Genomic DNA, 17,586 nt, shown 5'->3' with positions numbered 1-17,586 from the left:
GAAAGCGTCAGTTGACAGGCTGGCTCCAGCGGCAGAGCCGCCGCTGCAGGCTGACCAGCGCCTGGTTGGCGATCAGGCCGAGGCCGGCGAGGATGACGATCGCCGCGAACATCAGCGGGATCTGGAAATTGTACTGCGCGTTCATCACCTGGAAGCCGATGCCCTTGTTGGCGCCGATCATTTCGGAGGCGATCAGCAACAGAAGTGCCGTGGTCGCGCTCAGCCGCAAGCCGACGAAGATCGAGGGCACGGCGCCCGGAAGCACGACGCGGCGAAACACGGTGAGCCGCGTGGCGCCATAGACGCGCGCCATCTCGAGCAGTTTCGGGTCGACCTCCTTGACGCCGCTGATGGTGTTGAGCAGCAGCGGAAACAGCGTCGCCCAGAAGATGACGAAGACTTTTGATGCCTCGCCCAGCCCAAGCAGGAGGATGAACACCGGGTAGAGCGCCAGCGCCGAGGTCTGCCGGAACACCTGCAGGATCGGATCGAGCGCCGTTTCGACCGATCGCACCTGGCCCATGAACAGGCCGAGCGGGATCGCCACAACTACCGCCGCGACGAAGGCGATGCCGGCGCGCTGCAGGCTGATGGCGATGTCGCCAAGCAAGGTGCCGCCGGTCAGCCCCTTCCAGAGGGCTGCGACGATCGTATCGATCGGCGGCAGCACCGCGGCATTGACCCATCCGGTGCTGCTCGACACCTGCCAGAGCGCCAGGAAGGCGATCAGGATGCCGTAGCGCGACAGGAGGCGGACGGATGCCGCTCTGGCCAGGCGCAGGATGTCGGTGCCGAGCCTGCCGTCGCCGAGGATGACCGGCTGTTCGATGTGCTGCAAACTCATCGTCTTTGCCCTTTGCTTCAGGATTGTCGGGAGCTTCGAATGTTGTCCGGCGCTTCAGCGGCTCATTCGGCGGCCAGCACCTTCGAGCGTGCGGCGGTCCAGGGGTTTTCCGGCCGCCTGAGACCGAGGTTCTCGCGCAGCGTCCTGCCTTCGTAAGCCGTGCGGAACAGGCCGCGGCGCTGCAGTTCGGGGATCACCAGGTCGACGAAATCGTCGAGCGCGCCGGGCAGCCAGGGCGGCAGGATGTTGAAACCGTCGGCGGCCTCGCTGGTAAACCATTCCTCCAGCTGGTCGGCGACCTGGGTGGCGCTGCCGATGATTGTGTAGTGGCCGCGCGCCGTCGCCACCCACTGGTAGAGCTGGCGGATGGTGAAGTTGTGCTCGTCGGCAATCTGGCGGATCAACGCCTGGCGGCTCTTCATGCCTTCGGTTTCCTTGCTGGGCGGCAGCGGGCCGTCGAGCGGATAACCCCGGATGTCAAGCGTCTGGCCGGCCAGCCCGTTGAGCAGGGCGACGCCGTCCTCGGGCAGGATGAGGTCGTTGAGCTGCCGGTATTTTGCCTGCGCTTCCTCTTCGGTGCGGCCGACGAAGGGTGCCACGCCGGGCATGATCAGCACCTGGTCAGGATCGCGGCCGACGGCGGCCACGCGCGCCTTGATGTCGCGGTAGAATTCCTGCGCCGTCTCCAGCTTCTGATGGGCGGTGAAGATCACCTCGGCCGAGTGCGCGGCAAGCCCGCGTCCGTCCTCGGACTGCCCGGCCTGCACCACCACCGGATGGCCCTGCACCGGGCGCGGCACGTTGAGCGGCCCCTTGACGCTGAAATGCGCGCCCTTGTGGTCGACGTCGTGCAGTCTGTCCTTGTCGTAGAAGCGGCCCGACTTCTTGTCGCGGATGAAGGCGTCGTCCTCCCAGCTGTCCCACAGCGCCTTGACGGTCTCGACATGCTCATGAGCGCGGGCATAGCGCTCCGCATGATTGGGCTGGACGTCACGATTGAAATTGCGCGCCGTGTCGTCGCCGGCCGAGGTAACGACGTTCCAGCCGGCGCGGCCGTTGGACAAAAGATCGAGCGAAGCGAATTTGCGCGCCAGCGTATAGGGCTCCTCATAGGTGGTGGAGGCCGTGGCGATGAAGCCGAGATGCGTGGTCAACGGTGCCAGCGCGGCAAACAGTGTCACCGGCTCGAAGCCGGCGATCTTGGCATTGCCGCCTTCGCGAGCGCCGAGGCCGACCGTCAGATTGTCGGCGAGGAAATAGGCATCGAACAGGCCGCGTTCGGCGGTCAGCGCCAGCTGCTTGTGGAACTCGAAATTGGTGGCGCCGTCGGCCGGCGCATCGGGATGGCGCCAGGCGGCGATATGCTGTCCGCCGCCGGGCAGGAAGGCGCCCAGTTTGATTTTTCGCGGTTTGCTCTGGCGGGATTTGCTGGTCATTTGCAGGCTTCCTTCTGGCGCTGTGCGAAAAAGGGAATTCCAGCGTATCAGGCGGCAAGGCCGACGCTGTAGGGCACACCCGCCGCCCGGCATGCTTCGGCGACGGCCTGGCGGGCACGCGCCTCGATGGCTTCGGACACCAGCTGGCCGTTGGCGAAATCCTTGTCGGAGGCGTAGATCGCGGTCGGCACGGTCAGCGCCTCGAAGAAGCCGAACAGCGGCCGCAACTGATGTTCGACGATCAAGGCATGCCGCTCGCCGCCGCCGGTCGCCGTCAGGATCACCGGCTTGCCGCGCAGCGAGGACGGGTCGAGCAGGTCGAAGAAATGCTTGAAGAGCCCGGTGTAGCTGCCCTTGAAGGTCGGCGAGCCGACCACCACGATATCGGCGCCGACCACCTGTTCGACGAGATTGCGTGCCGACGGATCGAGATCGCCGATGCGCCTTGCCTGCGGGAAGGATGGACCGAGATCCTCGATGTCGAAAACGCTCGAGGCAGCATTCGTCCTGCCGGCGATATCACCAACGATATGGCTGATGAACGCCTTGGTCTTGGACGGACGGGTCAAATTGCCCGACACCCCCACCACCAGCTTCTTCGACATGCCAGGCTCCTTCTCGCAAATGCTATCTGCATTAAGCCTACCGATTTTGTAGAATTAAATGAGCGAGAAGATTTCAAAACCGGCCCGGCAAGCGGATTGAGTTTGCGGAATGCGGCCCTCGATTGGTTCATACGATGCGGGATGTGGCGGTGCGCGACGTCAAGGAACGAGCCCGGTCGAGGGTCAATGGATTGCCTGGAGACGGCCTTGCGATAATGAAACAAATGTCGTCGCCCCAGCATTTTTGCGACCGACTGGGGTGGAATTGCCCGTGTTCACTTCTTGCAAAATTGTGGAACAGGGCCGCGCCTCAGGGGTTTGACTGGATCAACCTTGAAAAGGAGGTAGCTATGAAAAAGCTCCTGCTCACTGGCGCAACCACCACCGCGTGATCGAGAAGATCCGCATCTGCGAGCGGTGACGTGAGCAATCGATCCGGCCGGCTTTTGTCGGCCGGATCGCTCGTAGCCCGACAGTGATCGATCTGCGAAGAAGCGCCCGCTACTTGCAGGGTGTTGGCAGCACAGGTTCACCTCCCTCACCCTGCCCTGCGCCCCATCATCCCATAGTGCACGGCCAGCAGGTCCAGGCCGATCTTGAGCATTTTGCTCACCACGTCGCGCGCCTCGCCGGTCTGTTCCGCGAGGCTCTTCACCGAATCGCCGGCGCAGCAGATTTTCTGCACCACGGTCGAGACCTCCCAATGTGCCAGCGCGCGGGTTGCCTCGGCATGGGCGCGGCCGGCCGAGAGGATATGGTCGGGAATGCCGCCATCGCGCCGGCCGCCGTCGACGCGCTCTTCCCAAGCCATCGGCCGCAGCCCTTCGCGCGAGGCGCGCTCGAAATCTCCGCGAAAGCGCATGCCCGCCTCGCGCTGCTGGCGGGTCAGCGAGGTGATGCCCAGCAGCGGATCGACATTGCGCACCCGCACGATGCCGCCGGTCGAGGTGTAGCCGCCGTTCGACACTTCATAGATGCGCGCCGCCTCCTGCGTGCCCGTTGTCAGGCGCTTGCGGCCGAAGCGGTCGTCCCTCAGCGCGAAATCATGGCCGATCTCCCTGCGGATGCGCACCTGCTCGGCCTCGCCCCTCGGCAGTTTCGGCGGTTTTGGTTTTTGAGCGGTTCTTCGGCTCATGGGTCGGTTCCTTGTGGGCTGGCTGTGGGGATGGCGGGTGAGGTTGGCGATCCTTCGCGCCCCTCTTTGCCTGCCGGGCATCTCCCCCACGAGGGGGGAGATTGGCAGCGTCACTCGCGCGACCTTTCTGCAACGTCGGCGATTGGCGAAAGCGGCGGCGACATGGCAGGCAATGCAACCGCACGGCATTGCCGCGCGTTGTTGGAGGCTACAGTCAGAAATCGACAGCGAGGTGTAACGGCGTGGGCACGATGCGAACCGGACGTCCGATCAGGGTCAGCTTCGACGGCGAGATCGAAGACATCGAGGATGTCAACGCCGCCGTCGACCTCCTGCAGCGCTGGCCCGTCGACCGGCGCGGGCATGTCTACCGCAGTGCGCTCAATGCCTGCGGCGCCGCCATCGCCGCGCAGATCTCGCCAGACGACGCGCTGAAGGTGTTCACCGGCTTTGCCCGGGTGACCGGGATACTCGTTGTCGATGACGACCCGGCCATGGTGTTCGAAGAGAGAAGCGTCCAGAGCCGGATGCCGAAATAGGGACATACCAGACAAGCTCATCGCGCCGGCTCCGCCAACAAAGTGCGGCGGCGGCCGTGGAAACGTGCGTGGTGGTGGCTGCAGTACGAGCGTGTCGACGAGGTGCGCACGCCGCAGCACAGCATGTCCGGCCCCGGCCCGGCACCGGGGGCATCGTTCTCGGGGTCTTCCTCCAGCATAAGGTCGAGCGGGGCGCGGCAGCGGCCGAACAGGCAGTCTATGAACCGCATGGCGGCGACATGCGGCTGGCGGCCGGGCGGCACCGGCGGCGGTGGCGCCGGCATCTTGTAGCGAAGAGCGTCGGGCTTGTCCTCGTCTCGGAGAAGGCCGCGCGGCGATAGCCAGGCCGGCGGCAGCGCGCGCGCCGACTTTTTCGGCTTACCCTGTTTTGGATTTGCCGGCGTGCGGACAGTGACGACGGCAACAGGCGGGAATGGCGTACCAGCGTGGTCCTGCCCCTCAGCCTGCCCGAAAACCCTCGACTGTCCGGCCAGCTCTGCCTGTCTGGGCTGGTCCGAATGTCCGGGCTGCCTTGCTTGTGCGGACAGCTTTGCTTGTCCCGCAGCGCGCCTTCCCGCCGCGGGCTTTGCCGCGTTCCTCCGAGGCCGGCCGCCCCTGGGGCTGGCGAAGCCGATGGCACGCAGACCCGCGTTGCGATGGACGATACCGATGATGGCGTTGCGCGAAACCGGGCTGCCACGCAGGGCGGAAAAGTGCTGAGCGATCCTGGTTGCCGACAGGCCATCCTTCAGCCAGAGCGCGATCGCATTGAGTTCGGTGTCGGTGTAGGCGGCTGCCATGTCTGGATCCATAGGTTGCGAAGGCCTCGCCCGGGGCGAGCGTCAGGGTTCGGCCGGCAGGCCGTTGCGAAATCTTCGAAGGGGTTGGTTCAGGCGGGGCTCACCGCTCCATTCAGGCGGCGGAGCGCGACCTCGGCGGCCACGCGGGTCAGGCCCGACACCGCCCTGCCCGTCAGCCTGTCGAACAGGATGACGGTGCCGTCCTCGGTGCGGATGCAGGAGATGGCGGCCAGTTCGCGGGTCCTCGGCGAACCCGCCCGGCGCGAAAAGGGGGCCGGAACCGGGGGAGGAACGGTTCCGGCCGATCCGGCGGCCTGCGGTGACCGCAGGCGGGCCGGATCCGGGGCAAAAGCCCCGGTCTTCGTCCGGGCCGGGGAGGAGGACAGCCCGGACGATTCGAAATAGACAACGGGCGCGGTCATGCCGCCTCCCCTTGCGCGGTATCGGTGGCGAAGTCGGCGATGGTGGGCCAGCGGTCGATTGGCCCCGAGATGCTCGTGGGCAGTACGGAAATGCTTGCGGGATGCTCGATCATGCGCTAAGCGTACGATACGTACGAAAGAGTCGCAAGCAAAATCGTACACATTGGACGATAAATTTCAGGCATTTTGTACGATGATGGATCCTCGACACAGATTGCAGCAGGCGCGGGCCGAGGCGGGCTATGCCTCGCCGAGCGATGCGGCACGGGCGCTGCGCGACATCAACAAGAACACGCTGATCAGCCACGAGAACGGCAACCGGCCGCTGTCGCGCAAGGCGGCGGAGAAATATGGCCGCCTGTTCGGCGTCGATCCAGGCTGGCTGTTGTTCGACGGCAGCGCGGGGGGCGGCGGCTTCCACGAGGCAGGTTCGGCCGCGCTTGTCCCCTCGCCGCTCACGGTCGACGTGCCGATCGTTTCGTGGATCAGTGCCGGCGAGCTCGGCAGCCAGGACAGCGTCGTCAACCTGTCGGACTACCCGACCATTCCCGCCGCCGATCTCGAGCAGGGCGAATGGATTGCGCTGCGCGTCGACGGCCCGTCGATGAACAAGATCTCGCCGCCGGATTCGATCATCTTCGTCAATCTGCGCGACAAGCGGCTGGTGACCAATGGCTGCTATGTGATCTCCGACGAAACCGGCCGCGCCACCTACAAGCGCTACCGCCCGAACGACAAGCCGCCCTTCCAGCCGGCCTCCTACATGGAGATCCCGCCGCCGGAACTGGAAGGTGCGATTACCATCATCGGGCGCGTGAAGCGCTCGATGATCGATATGTGAGGGGTAGAGTCTCCCCGCGGGCGGCCCTCAAAGGGGAGGTCAGCTACCCACATATTCATTGCTGAAATACCCGGCGAAATCCGGGCGCTTCTCGAGCGCCTTGCCATCACCGTCGCGCAGGATGCCGGCGCGGAAGAGATAGTCGCCCATCGCCTCCACCTTCGCTCTGTCAATCGTGCCGATGGCGCCGGCTTCGCTCCTCAGGAAGTGCCCGTCGTTCAGCGCCTTCAGCGAGGCGTGGATCAGCGCCGGGTTGGTGAGCGCGTCCCTGTTGGCCGCTATCAGCAGGTCGCCCGCCTCTTGCGCGTGGTCGACGGCGAACTCGTAGCCGCGCCGCGTCGCCTGGACGAAGGCGGCGGCCGCCTTCGGGTTGGCCTCGAGGAAAGCATCGCTCGAAGCGATGAAGGTGGTGTGCTCGTCGGGCACGCCGTAATCGGCGTAGCGGAAGCTGCGCTGCCTGATGCCTTTCAGTTCGGCCTCGACGCCTTCCCAGGTCGAGACCTCGAGCGTGAAGTCGACGGCGCCGTTGGCCAGCGCCTCATAGGCCGAGGTGCCCAATGTCACCGTCTCGAAATTACCCTTGCCGCCGTCATGGCGGATGATGGTCGAGATCAGCGCGTTCTCCCAGGCACTGCCGAAGCCGCCATAGGTCAGGCCGTCGAGATCCTTCGGGCTCTTGATCGCGCTGCGGTCGGCGTTGAACACGACGCGGCCGGTCTCGGTTTGCACCACGGCATAGACGGCCCTGAGGTCGGCGCCGGCGGTCTTCTGGGTGAACAGGCTGATGGTTCCGTTGATGCCGAAATCGGCGATGCGGTTGGCGACCAGCGTGCCCGCGCCGGTGTCGCTGTAGGGCAGGATTTCGACCTCGAGGCCGGCCTCGGCGTAAAAGCCTTTGTCGCGGGCGACAAACAGGCCGATGTGGTTGGTGTTGACGGTCCAGTCGAGCGCGACGGTGACCTTCTGTCCAGCGGCGAAAGCCCGTGCGGGGAACGGCAAACCGGCAGCGAGCGTCAGCAGCAGCGCCTGGCGGCGTGTGAGTTCAGTCATGGTCATCTCCTTTGGGACGTCTTTGGGCCGAGGGTTGCGGATCGGTGGCGCCGAGCAGCGTGTCGAGAATGCCGGCCTCGAGCACGGCCGCCTCGCGCGCCACGCTGGCGTCAGCGGTGCGCGGGCGCGGCAGCGGCACCTTGATCTCGCTGACGATGCGAGCCGGGCGCGCGGAAAACACATAGATGCGGTCGGACAAGAGCACGGCTTCGCGCACGTCGTGGGTGATCAGCAGCGCCGTCCAGTGGTGGCGCCGCCACATGGCTTCCAGCCAGCGCTGCATGGCGGCCCGCGTCAGCGCGTCGAGCGCGCCGAACGGCTCGTCGAGCAACAGCATGTCGCGCTCTTGCACCACGGTGCGCAGCAAGGCCGCGCGCTGGCGCATGCCGCCGGAAAGCTCGGCCGGCCAGGCGCGCTCGAAGCCGGCAAGGCCGAACTCGGCAAAGAGCGGCGCGACGCGCTCGCGCGCCGCCCGGCGCGGCACGCCCTGCACCTCCAGCCCCAGCGTCGCATTGTCGAGGATGCGCCGCCATGGCATCAGCGCGTCGCGCTGCGGCATGAAGGCGAAGCGGCTGCCATGGTCGTCGAGCGGCGCGCCGTCGAACAGCATCTCGCCCTCGGCTTTCTCAGCTCCGGTCAAGAGCTGGAACAGCGTCGACTTGCCGGCGCCGGATGGACCGAGGATGGAGACGAATTCGCCGGCCGCGACATTGAGCGAAACGCCGGCCAGCACCTCGAGCGGACCGAAGCGTTTTCGGACCTGGCGCAGTTCCAGCCGGGTCATTGCCGCCCCTCGCCGCCACGCTCTGCAGCCGCTCGCTCCCAGGGCATGGCGAGGCGCTGGACGAGCACCGTCAGGCCGAACAGCACCAGCGTCAGCGCAGCACTCACCCCGACAGCAGCGAGCACCAGGTCGGGGCGGAAATTGTTCTTGGCGTTGAGCATGTAGATGCCCAGCCCCTTCGCCGCGCCCGCATATTCGGCGAAGATCGCGCCGACGACGGCATAGGTGACCGATATCCTCAAGCCGGCGAAGAAATAGGGCAGCGCCGAGGGCAGCCGCGCCAGCCAGAAGACACGCCAACGCCCTGCCCCCATGGCGCGGAGCATCTGGCCGATCTCCTTCTCGGTCGCCCCAAAACCCTCGACCAGCGCCACCGTCATCGGAAAGAAGGTGACCAGTGCCACGAGCAGGATTTTCGGCAGCAGGCCGAAGCCGAACCACAAAACGACCAGCGGCGCGATCGCCACCAGCGGCAAGGTCTGGCTGGCGATCAGCAGCGGAAACAGCGCGCGGCGCAATGACGGCCAGAAATCGACCAGCGCCGAGAAAAGGAAGGCGGCGGAGAGCGAGCAGGCAAAGCCGGCAAGGGTGGCGCGGATAGTCGGGATGGCATTGTCCATCAGCGCCTCGCGGTTCTCCCACGCCTGTCCGAAGACGCGCGAGGGCGCCGGCAACACCGTCGGCCTAACGCCGCCATAGCGGGCATAGAGCTCCCACGCAGCGAACAGCAGCCCGACCGAGACGGCAGCCGGTGCAGCCCTGGCGATGGCCGACGAGACAGCTGATCTCCCCCCTCGTGGGGAAGGGCCAGAGGTATCTCCTCCAGACAACGGGATGGACGGAACAGCCACGGAAATATCCTCGACGGCGGCGAGCGCTATGGCTCAGACAGCGGACGGGCTGTTGGCCGATACGGTGATGTCGAGGGTTACGTGGCCGGCGCCCGGCCCGAAGCGGCAGAAGGCTTCGTTCAGCGTGGCGAAGATGGCACCGGCATCGCCGCGCAATTTGGTGCAGAAATGCTTGGAGCGCTCGTAGACGCCGGACTGTTTGAGGAAGTCGATGCAGCCATAGATCTCGTCCATGTGGTCGCCAGTGCCCATCACATAGAGCGAGAATTGCGCCGCCGTCGCCTGACCGGTCACGGCGGTGGCCTGCACGGCGCGGATGGCGGCAACCTTGCGCTCGTCGAGCGGAATGACGGGGCCGCCGACTTCGTCGGAGCGGCAGATCGGATCGTCAGGCTCGCCCGGGCAGCCGCGCGAGATCGCCGCCGAGAGCACGCAGTGCCTGCCGCTGGCGGAAGCCGCGACGAACAGGTCGCGCATGGCCGGGAACAGCACTTCGGGCGGCCCGACCAGCAAGGTCGAGATGTCGTCGGTCTCGATCCTCAGCCGGTCGCGATATGGATCGAGCGCGCCAAGCGCGCCAAGGATGACGCCGACGAAATCATCGGCCATGGGATAGAGGGAAATCTGTGCGCCAGAAAACATAGCCCGCCTCGCTCCGCTGGTATTACCCAGATCAGCTTTTAGGGTCTGTGGGCATGCCGCCCCCGTCTCAGCCCCGACCGTACGGAGCACCCCTGTGGATGCCGGGGTTAAAGCACTGTTCGACGGATTGGGGAAGAGGGTTTGTCGAGGCGTGACGCGAATGTGGCATCTCGATGGTTTCTATCCATCTCTTTCGTTCATATTGTACGAATTTCACTTGACCAGTGTTCGTACGTAAAGTACGATATCTTCTCTTTGAGGGGATATCCTTGAACACCGCAAATCACGCCGCCTTCGCCGATCTCTCCCGCCCGCTCATTTCTCCCGCAACGACCGACCAGCGGCAGCGCCTCGCCGGCGCCTGGCGCATGGCCAGCCAGGACATCGCCGAGGACATTCGCTTCATCCGCCAGTATCTGAAGGTCATCGCCGAAAAAGAGCAGCGGCTGTCGACCGGCACGCTGGTCCACAGCCGCGCCTATGTCGAGGCCTGTGCCGGCTGGCTGCCGCAGACCGTGGCGCGCTATCTGCGCAACCTGCGGGCAATCACCGAATGCGAACTCGCGATGACGGCGGCCGGCATCCGCTTTGCGCTCTCCAGCGATGCTTGGGATGCGTGAGGGCCGAGCGGCGGAAAGCTGTCGGTCGGGCCCGGAATGCAAACGAGCCCGCTGGCCTTGAGGCCGGTGGGCTCGTTTGCCGCTGAAGCGGCGAGTGATCAGCCGCAAGCGGCCGGGCCGGAGCCCGTTGGGGCCCAAGCCTATCTCAGACCAAGAAAACTCAGAATCGCGATGACGATCACAACGGCCCCGACCAGCCAAATGATGTTGTTCATGACGTGCTCCTTCGCCCAAAATTGGTGCTGGAAGCACAACATTAGCGAAGCCTAAAGGTTCCCGCCGGTCGGGCCGTCGAAAGCTGCAATCTCGGCGTGACGGGTCGACAATCTAGGTTCCATGAACGCAACCAATCTCTACCGGAGACGGCGCTGCCGCGCCGCATCCATTTCCCATGGTCATTGAAGAGAGATTTCGTGGCCGGCGCTCAGCCCTTGGCTTTTGGCTTGGCGGCCTTGGCGGGTGCCTTGGCCTTGGCGGCTGCCGGTTTGGATGACTTGGCGGCCGCAGCCTTCTTCGGCGCAGCCTTGGCTTTCGGCTTCGCCGCTCCGTCGATCTCGGCCGTCGCCTGGTCCCAATGTTGCATGTCCGAGCCCTCGGGCCGGCCGGCCTGTTCCCAGATTTCGTGCGCCCGCTGGCGAATGCGTTCCTGCCTGTCGTCCGTCACTGTCGCCTCCGTGGTTGGGTCCAAATCGGATGGGTCCAATTCCCGGCAAAACATTAGCCGATATTTCGACCGGCGTCTTGGGGCGTAGACGCGCTCGACGCTGTGATTTCCTTTAGTGGTCGTTGGACAGGACCGCGACACCCAGCAATGCCGCCTTCTTGGTAATCAGCCCGGCGAGATCGGCGTCGGAGCGCTCTGTGCCGGTGCGCCGGCGCAGCTCGTCGATCGCCTGCCTCAGCGACAGCAAGCCGGTGCTCCGCTCGGCCAGCAGCTTGTCGCAACAGGCCGCGACATTGGTGGAGTTGGGGGTTTCGACATGCGGCAACATGGGAATGCTCCTTTGAACAAACCCGTTGCCCGCCGTCTCCTTCCGAAGACGGCGGGACAGGTATCATGCATCACTCGATGACTTCGACGACCCTGCGCGTGCCGGGGTCGACCAGCACGGTGCGGTCGCCGACGACCGTGTATCTGTACCTGGTGTCGGGAACTTCCCGCAGCTCTACAGTATCGGGCAGAGTAGAGCCGATATTAAGCTCGACGCCGAGAAGATTTATCGAAGCCAGCGGGTTCCGGTGCACATATTCGCGGATGACCGTCCTTTCTTCGGGCGTGATCACGACCGCTTGCGGCTGGGTTGTAACAATCACATCCTCAGCGGCAGCGACACCCACGCCTGCAAGAAGAAGCAGCGCGGCGGCGGAAGGAATCAGGGTTTTCATCATTCTCTCCTGTTCGTGTTGGCGAGCTTCGCCCTCGCCTCCGCCTTGGCGGAAACATCCACAGGTCGATAAGTGGCGAGCTCTGAAGGCAAACGCCGCGACAACGCTGTTGTTCCGTAAGTCGGGACTAATTGATCTGTGGTTTTGCGGCTCTTTTCCCTGGCCTTTGCGTGCCCAGACCGATCGTTTGTCGGTCTCAGCCATTGGCAAAGCCACCTTTGCGCCGCGCCGGATCCCGCTTGGCCGGAACGGGAACCGGACCGGCCCTATTTGCATTGAAGGGCCGGTCCATCAGGGAGGTCCTCACATGAACGACATGCCTTTCCATGCTCCGCTGACAATTGCCGTCGGTGCCGGCTTCAAGCGCGAAATCGCTTCGCTGGCCGAGATGCAGAATTTTCTGAAGGAATGGCCGGCGGCCCGGCGCGGTCCGATCTACGCCACTGCCATCAGGGCCTGCGAGGCGGCGCGTGCCGGACATCTCACGGCCGACCAGGCGCGGCGGGCCTTCATGGGCTTTGCCGAAGCAGCGGGCATAGTGTGGACAGGCGTCGATCCCGTCACCGCGCTGCGGCAAGCCAAGACGAGAAGCGTGCGCAGCCGAGCTGAGCGGAATCGCCCCGTGCCGTGACTTGGGGCCCGTTGCTATTGCTTCGGCGGCTGCGCCGGCACCTCGTCGGGCCTGATCACAGGCGTCCTGCCCTCATTCGGCGCCGGCTGGGCCATGCCCTGGTCGCCGGTAGGCGGCGGCTGCAGCACGCCGCCGCAAGGTTCGAGCTTGCCGGTTAGGCCGCCATTGCCGCCACTGGTCGTCGACGGCTTCTGGCCGTCGTTCTGACCTTGCGGCTCGGCCTGGCACGGTCCGCCCGGCGTCGGGGCGTTCATCTCGTCGTCGGTCTGCGCGGCCGCCGGTCCGGCGAGCGCCAGCAACAAGGCGCATGGCAAGAGTGGTTTCATGGTTCCAACTCCTTTCCTGCAAGGCCTGTCCTTCGGGAAAGAATGTCGGCGGCGATTGGTTCCGGCCTGCCGCAAAGCGAACATTGCGACGGTTCGGCAAGGGCTGCAAAAATCCGGTGCAGTCAGCTATGGATGCACGCGCCGAGGGAAATGCAAGGGGGCCAGTTCATGCAGCGCGAGAGCTATTCGATCATTGTCGAAATGGAAAATGCTGGCACGATCGACTGGGACGAGGTCGGCGCCGGCCTCGCCGCGCTTTCGCGCGAGATCAAGGCCGCGGCCGGCCTGGGATACGTCGCCAGACAGGTGATTTTCGTCCATGCCGGAGAGGCCGGCGACACACCGCTGTTGCGCCGCCGGATCGAAGACGCGGCGCCGGAGCTTGCGCGGGACGTGACGCTCGGCTTCTGCGCCTTGCCCGGCGGGCGCTATTACGAGCTGAAGAACGAGGGGATCGCCCAGGCGACGGGCGACATCGTCGTGCTCTACGATTCCGACACCGTCGCCCAGCCAGGCTGGCTGCCGGCCCTGCTGAAGCCGTTCCAGGACCCGCGAACCGTCGCCGTGAACGGCCACACCTACCTCGAGCATGACGACTTTGCCTCGCGGACATTCGCGCTGCTATGGATCTTTCCGCTTCGCGACCATGATCGGCGCTTTGCCGCCAAGCGCGCCATGAACGCCAACAATTGCGCCATCCGGCGAAGCTGGCTCGCCAGCCATCCATTTCCGAACAACAACGGCTTCAAGGTGTCGTGCACGCTGCTCGACCGGCAACTGCGAGCGGAAGGCCACGACCTGGTCAAGACCGAGGCGCTGGCCAGCCACTATCCGCCGCGCGGCTGGCGCTTCCTGTTGTGGCGCGCTCTGGTCACCGGCCGCGACGCGGACCGCAAATATGCCGCGCTGAAATCCGCCTCGCGGCCACGGCGCGTTTTCAAGGCCATGCGCCGCTGGGCTTCGGCATCCTGGCGCGCCAGCCTGCGTATCGCGCTGCAGGCTCCGCGCACCGGCATGCCGGCGTGGCAGGTACCCTTGGCCGTGATCGTCGGGCTTGTCTTCAACGCGCTGGTGTTCGTCGGCCAGATCAGCCTGGCGGCTGGTCTGGTGAGGGACGACGTCGAGCGCGTCCCGGCCTTTGTCGGCCACAGTTGAAGGCGCGCGCGGGCGTCAAGCATCAACGCCTTTACCTGCGCTGATGCTCAATAGACCGTTGTGCGCGATTTTTTCGACCGGTTCGAGCCGGGCGACTGTCAATTCAGGGAGTGGTCGCCCGACCCCTGGGTAACGAAGGACGCCGCGATCAGATCGTCGGCCTCGATGCGTAGGGAGCCTTCGCCATCACCCATGATGGCTGCGACCTTCTGGAAGGTTCTCATCTCATGCTCGGTGATGCTTGCGTCGCGCATCCTGGCCCTCAGGTCCGCGACACGCATCCCCAATGCAGGGGACGTTCCGATTTCACGTTTCGACATAATACCTTGCCTCCTCCCCAGCCCATGCCTGTTGCCGCCTCGCCGCTTCGCTGGCCCATGCAGCCTATTAATAAGGCAGCACCAAGTCAGACGCGGCAACGTGTGGTGCCAAGGAAGGTTCCTGCCATCCCCCGCTTACATTGGTCACAAAATAATACGGCGGGGCCGGCCCACCGCTCCGGCTAGCGGCGGGCCATTCCACGCGGGTCACTGAATGATCTTCACGATCTTGCGTGTGCCGGGGTCGACAAGCACGGTCTGGTTGTCGACGACGACATAGCGGTATTTGACATTGGGGACTTCATACAATTCCACCGTATCGGGAAGTGCGGTACCGACATTGAGCTCCACGCCGGGAATCTTGATGGATGCCAGTGGTTTCTTCTGCACATATTCCCGAATCACGGTTTCCTGCTCAGGCTGAATGATGACGTCCTGGGCAGCCGCCGCGCCCACTCCTGCGAGCAGCAGAACGCCAGCGGCGGTGGTTGCAAGATGCAGTCTCATGATCGTCTCCTTTTGGTTGCAGCGGCCACTTGCGCCTCGCGGCCTGAAGCCTTTCGCGACCGGGTCGCCTCAGTCGTAAACGCCACTGCATGGGGCTTGTTCCTGCAATTTTCGGCTCCTCGACGCGACAGCTCCGCTTGCCGGCGGGGGGCAGTTCAGCTCGGAACAAAGGCCAGGAGTCGAAGTTAACCCAACGAAGGGACGACACTTTCGAGGAGACTTTTGATGAAACATCTTCTGATCACAAGCATGCTCGCACTCGGCGTCGGATGTGGCGCCGCCATGGCCCAGACGCAGACGCCCGCCGAGGTCCAGCCAAGCGGTGGCGCCAATTGCGATGCCGGCGCAGCGGACTGCCAGCAGGGCGGCAAGGCCGGTGAGCAAGCCCAGGGCAAGGCCAAGATGAAGACCGATGAGCAGGCGCAGGGCAAGGCCGGTGCCACCACCGAGGAGCAGGCTCAAGGCAAGCCCAAGCTGAAGACCGACGAACAGGCACAAGGCAAGGCCGGTGCAACCACCGAAGAGCAGGCTCAAGGCAAGCCCAAGCTGAAGACCGATGAGCAGGCTCAAGGCAAGGCCGGCGCCACAACTGAAGAGCAGGCCGAGGGCAAGGCTGGCGCCACGACCGACCAGCAGGCTGAGGGCAAGGCCAAGGTCCAGACCGACGAACAGGCGCAGGGCAAGGCTTCGACCCAGACCGACCAGGGCTCGACCGCGTCGATCAACAATGTGACCGTCGAGCAGAAGACCGAGGTCACGCAGATCATTCGCCAGACGAACGTCGCACCGGTGGCGCGTGTCGACTTCGACATTTCGGTGGGCATCGAGGTGCCGCGGGAGAAGGTGCGGCTGCACCGCTTGCCGGCGCGCATCATCAAGATCGTCCCGGCGTACGAAACCTACATGTATTTCGTGCTTGCCGACGGCCGCATCGTCATCGTCGATCCTGACAGTTACAAGATCGTGCTGATCCTGACCTGATCCGGCCAGCACCACGAAAAGGCCCGCCGCACGTTCGGTACGGCGGGCCTTCTTGCGTCCGACGCGGTCTTTCTAAGGTTAGGATGGCCTCCCAGACCGAAACCCCGCCGCCTTCACGGAGAAGGCGGCGGGGTCGGCCTTCCGCCGATGAAGGGACGTTCTCGGCGGTCGCTGGCGATTGTTCCCAGCCCACTATCTAGCCGAACAGGATTCCGGCAGTGACAAAGACAACGCCGAGCGCGAAGACAGGCGCAAGTATCCACCGCGCCTCGTGGACGCTGCGTTCCATAAGCTCCTCCTGATTGATGTGGTTGGGGAACGGTCCCGCCTGCGCTTGGTTCCTGACTTCAGAAGCCCTTGGCCAAAGGTCCCCATGGCATCGACCAAAAGGCCCAAAGGGCCATGGCCGCGCCCGATGAGTCGACCAACCTGCCTCCGCAAAACCAGGCGCGGGCCAGGCCGTTAATCCGATGGCAATCGTTCCATATTAGCGTCACCGCATATTTCGGAAAATTGCTGAGGGGGTCAGCGGCCGATGCCGAAGGTGTCACGTATCCTGGCGAATGCGTTCGAGGTGGCCGAGCCGTCAGGGGCAGGCCTGCCGGGCCTGGCCGAAGCGATCGGGCGGATGGGCCAGCTGATCGAGCATTCGCGCGAGCGTATCCGGCTGCTGGAGGCCGTGATCGACAATTTCCCCGGCGGTGTTTCGCTGTTCGACCAGGATCTCAACATGGTCGTCTGCAATCAGCGGCAACGCGCGCTGCTCGACTATCCCGATGAGCTTTTCGCCAATGGCTACCCCTCGATGGAGACGCTGTTTCGCTTCAATGCCGAGCGTGGCGAGTACGGACCGGGCGATATCGAGATGCATGTCGCGCGCCGCCTCGCCCTCGTCAGGCAGCGCGAGGCGCATGTCTACGAACGCACCCGGCCCAACGGAACCATCGTCGAGGTGCGCGGCATGCCGATCGAGGGCGGCGGCTTCGTCACCACCTATTTCGACGTCACCGAACAGCGCCGCAACCAGGCCACGATCGCGCATATGGCGCATCATGACGCGCTGACCGACCTGCCCAACCGCATGCTGTTTTCCGACCGACTGCACGGCGCACTTGCCCTTGCCAGGCGCGGCGCCCTGATGGCCGTGCACTACCTCGACCTCGACAATTTCAAACCGGTCAACGACAATTTCGGCCACAAGGCCGGCGACAGATTGCTGATCGACGTGGCCGGCCGGCTGCGCGCCGCGGTGCGCGACAACGATACGGTCGCGCGTCTCGGCGGCGACGAATTCGCCATCATCCAGACCGGGATTACCGGACAGACGGATGTGTCGGCGCTTGCCCGGCGCATTATCGAGCGCTTCCAGTCGCCCTTCGCGGTCGCCGACAGCCCGGTCGTCGTCGGCGTCAGCATCGGCATCGCGCTGGCGCCTGGCGATGCCCTGGGCAGCGACGAACTGCTGCAGAAAGCCGATACCGCGCTCTACCGCAGCAAGTCGGGCGGGCGCGGACAATTCAGCTTCTTTGGCGAACCACATCCTCCTTTGGGTGGATAGGTCAAAATATTCGCAAACGCTAATATGATTCGCGCAAGCAAAGCACCCAACCCTTGCGCCGAGCGCCGGCGGAGTACCCTATAGCTGCCTCGGCCGGCGCTCGTCATCGAGTGCCGCCTTGATCGCGATCAGATGATGAGAAGTGCTACCGCC

General features: G+C 64.7%; 23 protein-coding genes and 1 riboswitch. Of the genes, 7 read left to right on the top strand and 16 right to left on the bottom strand.

Annotation, left to right across the window (positions count from 1 at the left end; all coding sequences use genetic code 11):
- Positions 1–7 precede the first annotated feature (7 nt).
- The 4 genes from A6B35_RS14500 to A6B35_RS14480 all read right to left on the bottom strand — a co-directional run bounded on the left by A6B35_RS14500 (position 8) and on the right by A6B35_RS14480 (position 4,020).
- A complete protein-coding gene (locus A6B35_RS14500) occupies positions 8–844 on the bottom strand; it encodes an ABC transporter permease (protein ID WP_006201377.1) in 837 nt (278 codons plus the stop codon).
- 62 nt (positions 845–906) lie between these two features.
- Positions 907–2,280 (bottom strand): LLM class flavin-dependent oxidoreductase, encoded by a 1,374-nt coding sequence (locus A6B35_RS14495; protein WP_006201375.1) that lies wholly within the window; start codon positions 2,278–2,280, stop codon positions 907–909.
- A gap of 47 nt (positions 2,281–2,327) precedes the next feature.
- On the bottom strand, positions 2,328–2,885 hold the full coding sequence (gene msuE / locus A6B35_RS14490) for an FMN reductase (RefSeq protein ID WP_006201373.1): 558 nt from the start codon (positions 2,883–2,885) through the stop codon (positions 2,328–2,330).
- A 538-nt stretch (positions 2,886–3,423) separates the two neighbouring features.
- Positions 3,424–4,020: a DUF6456 domain-containing protein gene (locus tag A6B35_RS14480; RefSeq protein WP_006201372.1), complete on the bottom strand. Its 597-nt coding sequence runs from the start codon at positions 4,018–4,020 to the stop codon at positions 3,424–3,426.
- 251 nt (positions 4,021–4,271) lie between these two features.
- Here A6B35_RS14480 and A6B35_RS14470 point away from each other — a divergent pair, with 251 nt between their 5' ends.
- Entirely contained in the window at positions 4,272–4,559 is a 288-nt protein-coding gene (locus tag A6B35_RS14470; RefSeq protein ID WP_040582482.1) for a DUF982 domain-containing protein, read from the top strand.
- Between the two features lie 17 nt (positions 4,560–4,576).
- Here A6B35_RS14470 and A6B35_RS14465 read toward each other — a convergent pair whose 3' ends face one another.
- Positions 4,577–5,359, bottom strand: coding sequence for a GcrA cell cycle regulator (locus A6B35_RS14465; protein WP_100084764.1), 783 nt, complete (start codon positions 5,357–5,359; stop codon positions 4,577–4,579).
- 89 nt (positions 5,360–5,448) lie between these two features.
- On the bottom strand, positions 5,449–5,781 hold the full coding sequence (locus A6B35_RS14460) for a hypothetical protein (RefSeq protein WP_006201369.1): 333 nt from the start codon (positions 5,779–5,781) through the stop codon (positions 5,449–5,451).
- 193 nt (positions 5,782–5,974) lie between these two features.
- Between A6B35_RS14460 and A6B35_RS14455 the strand changes: the two genes are divergently transcribed.
- Positions 5,975–6,622 (top strand): LexA family transcriptional regulator, encoded by a 648-nt coding sequence (locus A6B35_RS14455; RefSeq protein WP_040582481.1) that lies wholly within the window; start codon positions 5,975–5,977, stop codon positions 6,620–6,622.
- A gap of 39 nt (positions 6,623–6,661) precedes the next feature.
- Here A6B35_RS14455 and A6B35_RS14450 read toward each other — a convergent pair whose 3' ends face one another.
- The 4 genes from A6B35_RS14450 to A6B35_RS14435 form a co-directional block, all read right to left on the bottom strand.
- Complete coding sequence (locus A6B35_RS14450) at positions 6,662–7,672, bottom strand: ABC transporter substrate-binding protein (protein ID WP_006201367.1); 1,011 nt, start codon at positions 7,670–7,672, stop codon at positions 6,662–6,664.
- Positions 7,665–8,456: an ABC transporter ATP-binding protein gene (locus tag A6B35_RS14445; RefSeq protein ID WP_006201365.1), complete on the bottom strand. Its 792-nt coding sequence runs from the start codon at positions 8,454–8,456 to the stop codon at positions 7,665–7,667. Before A6B35_RS14445 ends, A6B35_RS14450 begins: the two co-directional genes overlap by 8 nt.
- Entirely contained in the window at positions 8,453–9,223 is a 771-nt protein-coding gene (locus A6B35_RS14440) for an ABC transporter permease (RefSeq protein ID WP_081482105.1), read from the bottom strand. The genes A6B35_RS14445 and A6B35_RS14440 overlap by 4 nt, the downstream gene beginning before the upstream one ends.
- Before the next feature lie 117 nt (positions 9,224–9,340).
- Positions 9,341–9,949, bottom strand: a complete 609-nt coding sequence (locus tag A6B35_RS14435) for a YkoF family thiamine/hydroxymethylpyrimidine-binding protein (RefSeq protein ID WP_006201363.1) — start codon at positions 9,947–9,949, stop codon at positions 9,341–9,343.
- Positions 9,940–10,053, bottom strand: a riboswitch (TPP riboswitch). Its footprint overlaps the gene before it by 10 nt.
- A gap of 165 nt (positions 10,054–10,218) precedes the next feature.
- On the opposite strand from A6B35_RS14435, the gene A6B35_RS14430 reads away from it, so the two are divergent.
- Positions 10,219–10,569, top strand: a complete 351-nt coding sequence (locus tag A6B35_RS14430) for a hypothetical protein (protein WP_006201362.1) — start codon at positions 10,219–10,221, stop codon at positions 10,567–10,569.
- Positions 10,570–10,993: 424 nt separating this feature from the next.
- Here the strand turns inward: A6B35_RS14430 and A6B35_RS14425 are convergent, their stop codons facing one another.
- The 3 genes from A6B35_RS14425 to A6B35_RS14415 form a co-directional block, all read right to left on the bottom strand.
- A complete protein-coding gene (locus tag A6B35_RS14425) occupies positions 10,994–11,233 on the bottom strand; it encodes a DUF2934 domain-containing protein (protein WP_006201359.1) in 240 nt (79 codons plus the stop codon).
- 112 nt (positions 11,234–11,345) lie between these two features.
- Entirely contained in the window at positions 11,346–11,561 is a 216-nt protein-coding gene (locus A6B35_RS14420; protein WP_006201358.1) for a hypothetical protein, read from the bottom strand.
- A 70-nt stretch (positions 11,562–11,631) separates the two neighbouring features.
- The gene (locus tag A6B35_RS14415) at positions 11,632–11,958 is read right to left on the bottom strand and encodes a DUF1236 domain-containing protein (RefSeq protein ID WP_006201357.1); all 327 of its coding nucleotides are present in this window, start codon (positions 11,956–11,958) and stop codon (positions 11,632–11,634) included.
- 304 nt (positions 11,959–12,262) lie between these two features.
- On the opposite strand from A6B35_RS14415, the gene A6B35_RS14410 reads away from it, so the two are divergent.
- Positions 12,263–12,586 carry a DUF982 domain-containing protein gene (locus A6B35_RS14410; protein ID WP_006201356.1) on the top strand — a complete coding sequence of 108 codons (324 nt, stop codon included), beginning with the start codon at positions 12,263–12,265 and terminating at the stop codon, positions 12,584–12,586.
- Positions 12,587–12,600: 14 nt separating this feature from the next.
- Here A6B35_RS14410 and A6B35_RS14405 read toward each other — a convergent pair whose 3' ends face one another.
- Positions 12,601–12,912, bottom strand: coding sequence for a hypothetical protein (locus A6B35_RS14405; protein ID WP_006201355.1), 312 nt, complete (start codon positions 12,910–12,912; stop codon positions 12,601–12,603).
- A 168-nt stretch (positions 12,913–13,080) separates the two neighbouring features.
- Here A6B35_RS14405 and A6B35_RS14400 point away from each other — a divergent pair, with 168 nt between their 5' ends.
- Entirely contained in the window at positions 13,081–14,067 is a 987-nt protein-coding gene (locus tag A6B35_RS14400; protein ID WP_006201354.1) for a glycosyltransferase family 2 protein, read from the top strand.
- 98 nt (positions 14,068–14,165) lie between these two features.
- On the opposite strand, the gene A6B35_RS14395 is transcribed toward A6B35_RS14400, so the two are convergent.
- Together A6B35_RS14395 and A6B35_RS14390 are read right to left on the bottom strand one after the other, a co-directional pair.
- Positions 14,166–14,387, bottom strand: coding sequence for a hypothetical protein (locus A6B35_RS14395; RefSeq protein ID WP_006201353.1), 222 nt, complete (start codon positions 14,385–14,387; stop codon positions 14,166–14,168).
- 207 nt (positions 14,388–14,594) lie between these two features.
- Positions 14,595–14,894 carry a DUF1236 domain-containing protein gene (locus A6B35_RS14390; protein WP_006201352.1) on the bottom strand — a complete coding sequence of 100 codons (300 nt, stop codon included), beginning with the start codon at positions 14,892–14,894 and terminating at the stop codon, positions 14,595–14,597.
- A 225-nt stretch (positions 14,895–15,119) separates the two neighbouring features.
- On the opposite strand from A6B35_RS14390, the gene A6B35_RS14385 reads away from it, so the two are divergent.
- Together A6B35_RS14385 and A6B35_RS14380 are read left to right on the top strand one after the other, a co-directional pair.
- Positions 15,120–15,875 (top strand): DUF1236 domain-containing protein, encoded by a 756-nt coding sequence (locus A6B35_RS14385; RefSeq protein WP_006201351.1) that lies wholly within the window; start codon positions 15,120–15,122, stop codon positions 15,873–15,875.
- Positions 15,876–16,410: 535 nt separating this feature from the next.
- Positions 16,411–17,433: a diguanylate cyclase domain-containing protein gene (locus tag A6B35_RS14380; RefSeq protein ID WP_006201349.1), complete on the top strand. Its 1,023-nt coding sequence runs from the start codon at positions 16,411–16,413 to the stop codon at positions 17,431–17,433.
- The last annotated feature ends 153 nt before the right edge of the window (positions 17,434–17,586 follow it).

It is taken from the genome of Mesorhizobium amorphae CCNWGS0123, assembly GCF_001686985.1.
Classification (GTDB): Bacteria; Pseudomonadota; Alphaproteobacteria; order Rhizobiales; family Rhizobiaceae; genus Mesorhizobium; species Mesorhizobium amorphae.
This window is presented reverse-complemented; position numbering and strand designations above follow the sequence as displayed.

What these genes read in the sequence shown, in the direction of transcription:
- A6B35_RS14445 (WP_006201365.1), bottom strand. Translation starts at nt 8,456, where the DNA reads ATGACCCGGCTGGAACTGCGCCAGGTCCGAAAACGCTTCGGTCCGCTC.
- A6B35_RS14470 (WP_040582482.1), top strand. Translation starts at nt 4,272, where the DNA reads ATGCGAACCGGACGTCCGATCAGGGTCAGCTTCGACGGCGAGATCGAA.
- A6B35_RS14455 (WP_040582481.1), top strand. Translation starts at nt 5,975, where the DNA reads ATGATGGATCCTCGACACAGATTGCAGCAGGCGCGGGCCGAGGCGGGC.
- A6B35_RS14500 (WP_006201377.1), bottom strand. Translation starts at nt 844, where the DNA reads ATGAGTTTGCAGCACATCGAACAGCCGGTCATCCTCGGCGACGGCAGG.
- msuE (WP_006201373.1), bottom strand. Translation starts at nt 2,885, where the DNA reads ATGTCGAAGAAGCTGGTGGTGGGGGTGTCGGGCAATTTGACCCGTCCG.
- A6B35_RS14465 (WP_100084764.1), bottom strand. Translation starts at nt 5,359, where the DNA reads ATGGCAGCCGCCTACACCGACACCGAACTCAATGCGATCGCGCTCTGG.
- A6B35_RS14435 (WP_006201363.1), bottom strand. Translation starts at nt 9,949, where the DNA reads ATGTTTTCTGGCGCACAGATTTCCCTCTATCCCATGGCCGATGATTTC.
- A6B35_RS14395 (WP_006201353.1), bottom strand. Translation starts at nt 14,387, where the DNA reads ATGTCGAAACGTGAAATCGGAACGTCCCCTGCATTGGGGATGCGTGTC.
- A6B35_RS14410 (WP_006201356.1), top strand. Translation starts at nt 12,263, where the DNA reads ATGAACGACATGCCTTTCCATGCTCCGCTGACAATTGCCGTCGGTGCC.
- A6B35_RS14380 (WP_006201349.1), top strand. Translation starts at nt 16,411, where the DNA reads ATGCCGAAGGTGTCACGTATCCTGGCGAATGCGTTCGAGGTGGCCGAG.
- A6B35_RS14460 (WP_006201369.1), bottom strand. Translation starts at nt 5,781, where the DNA reads ATGACCGCGCCCGTTGTCTATTTCGAATCGTCCGGGCTGTCCTCCTCC.
- A6B35_RS14480 (WP_006201372.1), bottom strand. Translation starts at nt 4,020, where the DNA reads ATGAGCCGAAGAACCGCTCAAAAACCAAAACCGCCGAAACTGCCGAGG.
- A6B35_RS14400 (WP_006201354.1), top strand. Translation starts at nt 13,081, where the DNA reads ATGCAGCGCGAGAGCTATTCGATCATTGTCGAAATGGAAAATGCTGGC.
- A6B35_RS14390 (WP_006201352.1), bottom strand. Translation starts at nt 14,894, where the DNA reads ATGAGACTGCATCTTGCAACCACCGCCGCTGGCGTTCTGCTGCTCGCA.
- A6B35_RS14450 (WP_006201367.1), bottom strand. Translation starts at nt 7,672, where the DNA reads ATGACTGAACTCACACGCCGCCAGGCGCTGCTGCTGACGCTCGCTGCC.
- A6B35_RS14415 (WP_006201357.1), bottom strand. Translation starts at nt 11,958, where the DNA reads ATGATGAAAACCCTGATTCCTTCCGCCGCCGCGCTGCTTCTTCTTGCA.
- A6B35_RS14420 (WP_006201358.1), bottom strand. Translation starts at nt 11,561, where the DNA reads ATGTTGCCGCATGTCGAAACCCCCAACTCCACCAATGTCGCGGCCTGT.
- A6B35_RS14385 (WP_006201351.1), top strand. Translation starts at nt 15,120, where the DNA reads ATGAAACATCTTCTGATCACAAGCATGCTCGCACTCGGCGTCGGATGT.
- A6B35_RS14405 (WP_006201355.1), bottom strand. Translation starts at nt 12,912, where the DNA reads ATGAAACCACTCTTGCCATGCGCCTTGTTGCTGGCGCTCGCCGGACCG.
- A6B35_RS14495 (WP_006201375.1), bottom strand. Translation starts at nt 2,280, where the DNA reads ATGACCAGCAAATCCCGCCAGAGCAAACCGCGAAAAATCAAACTGGGC.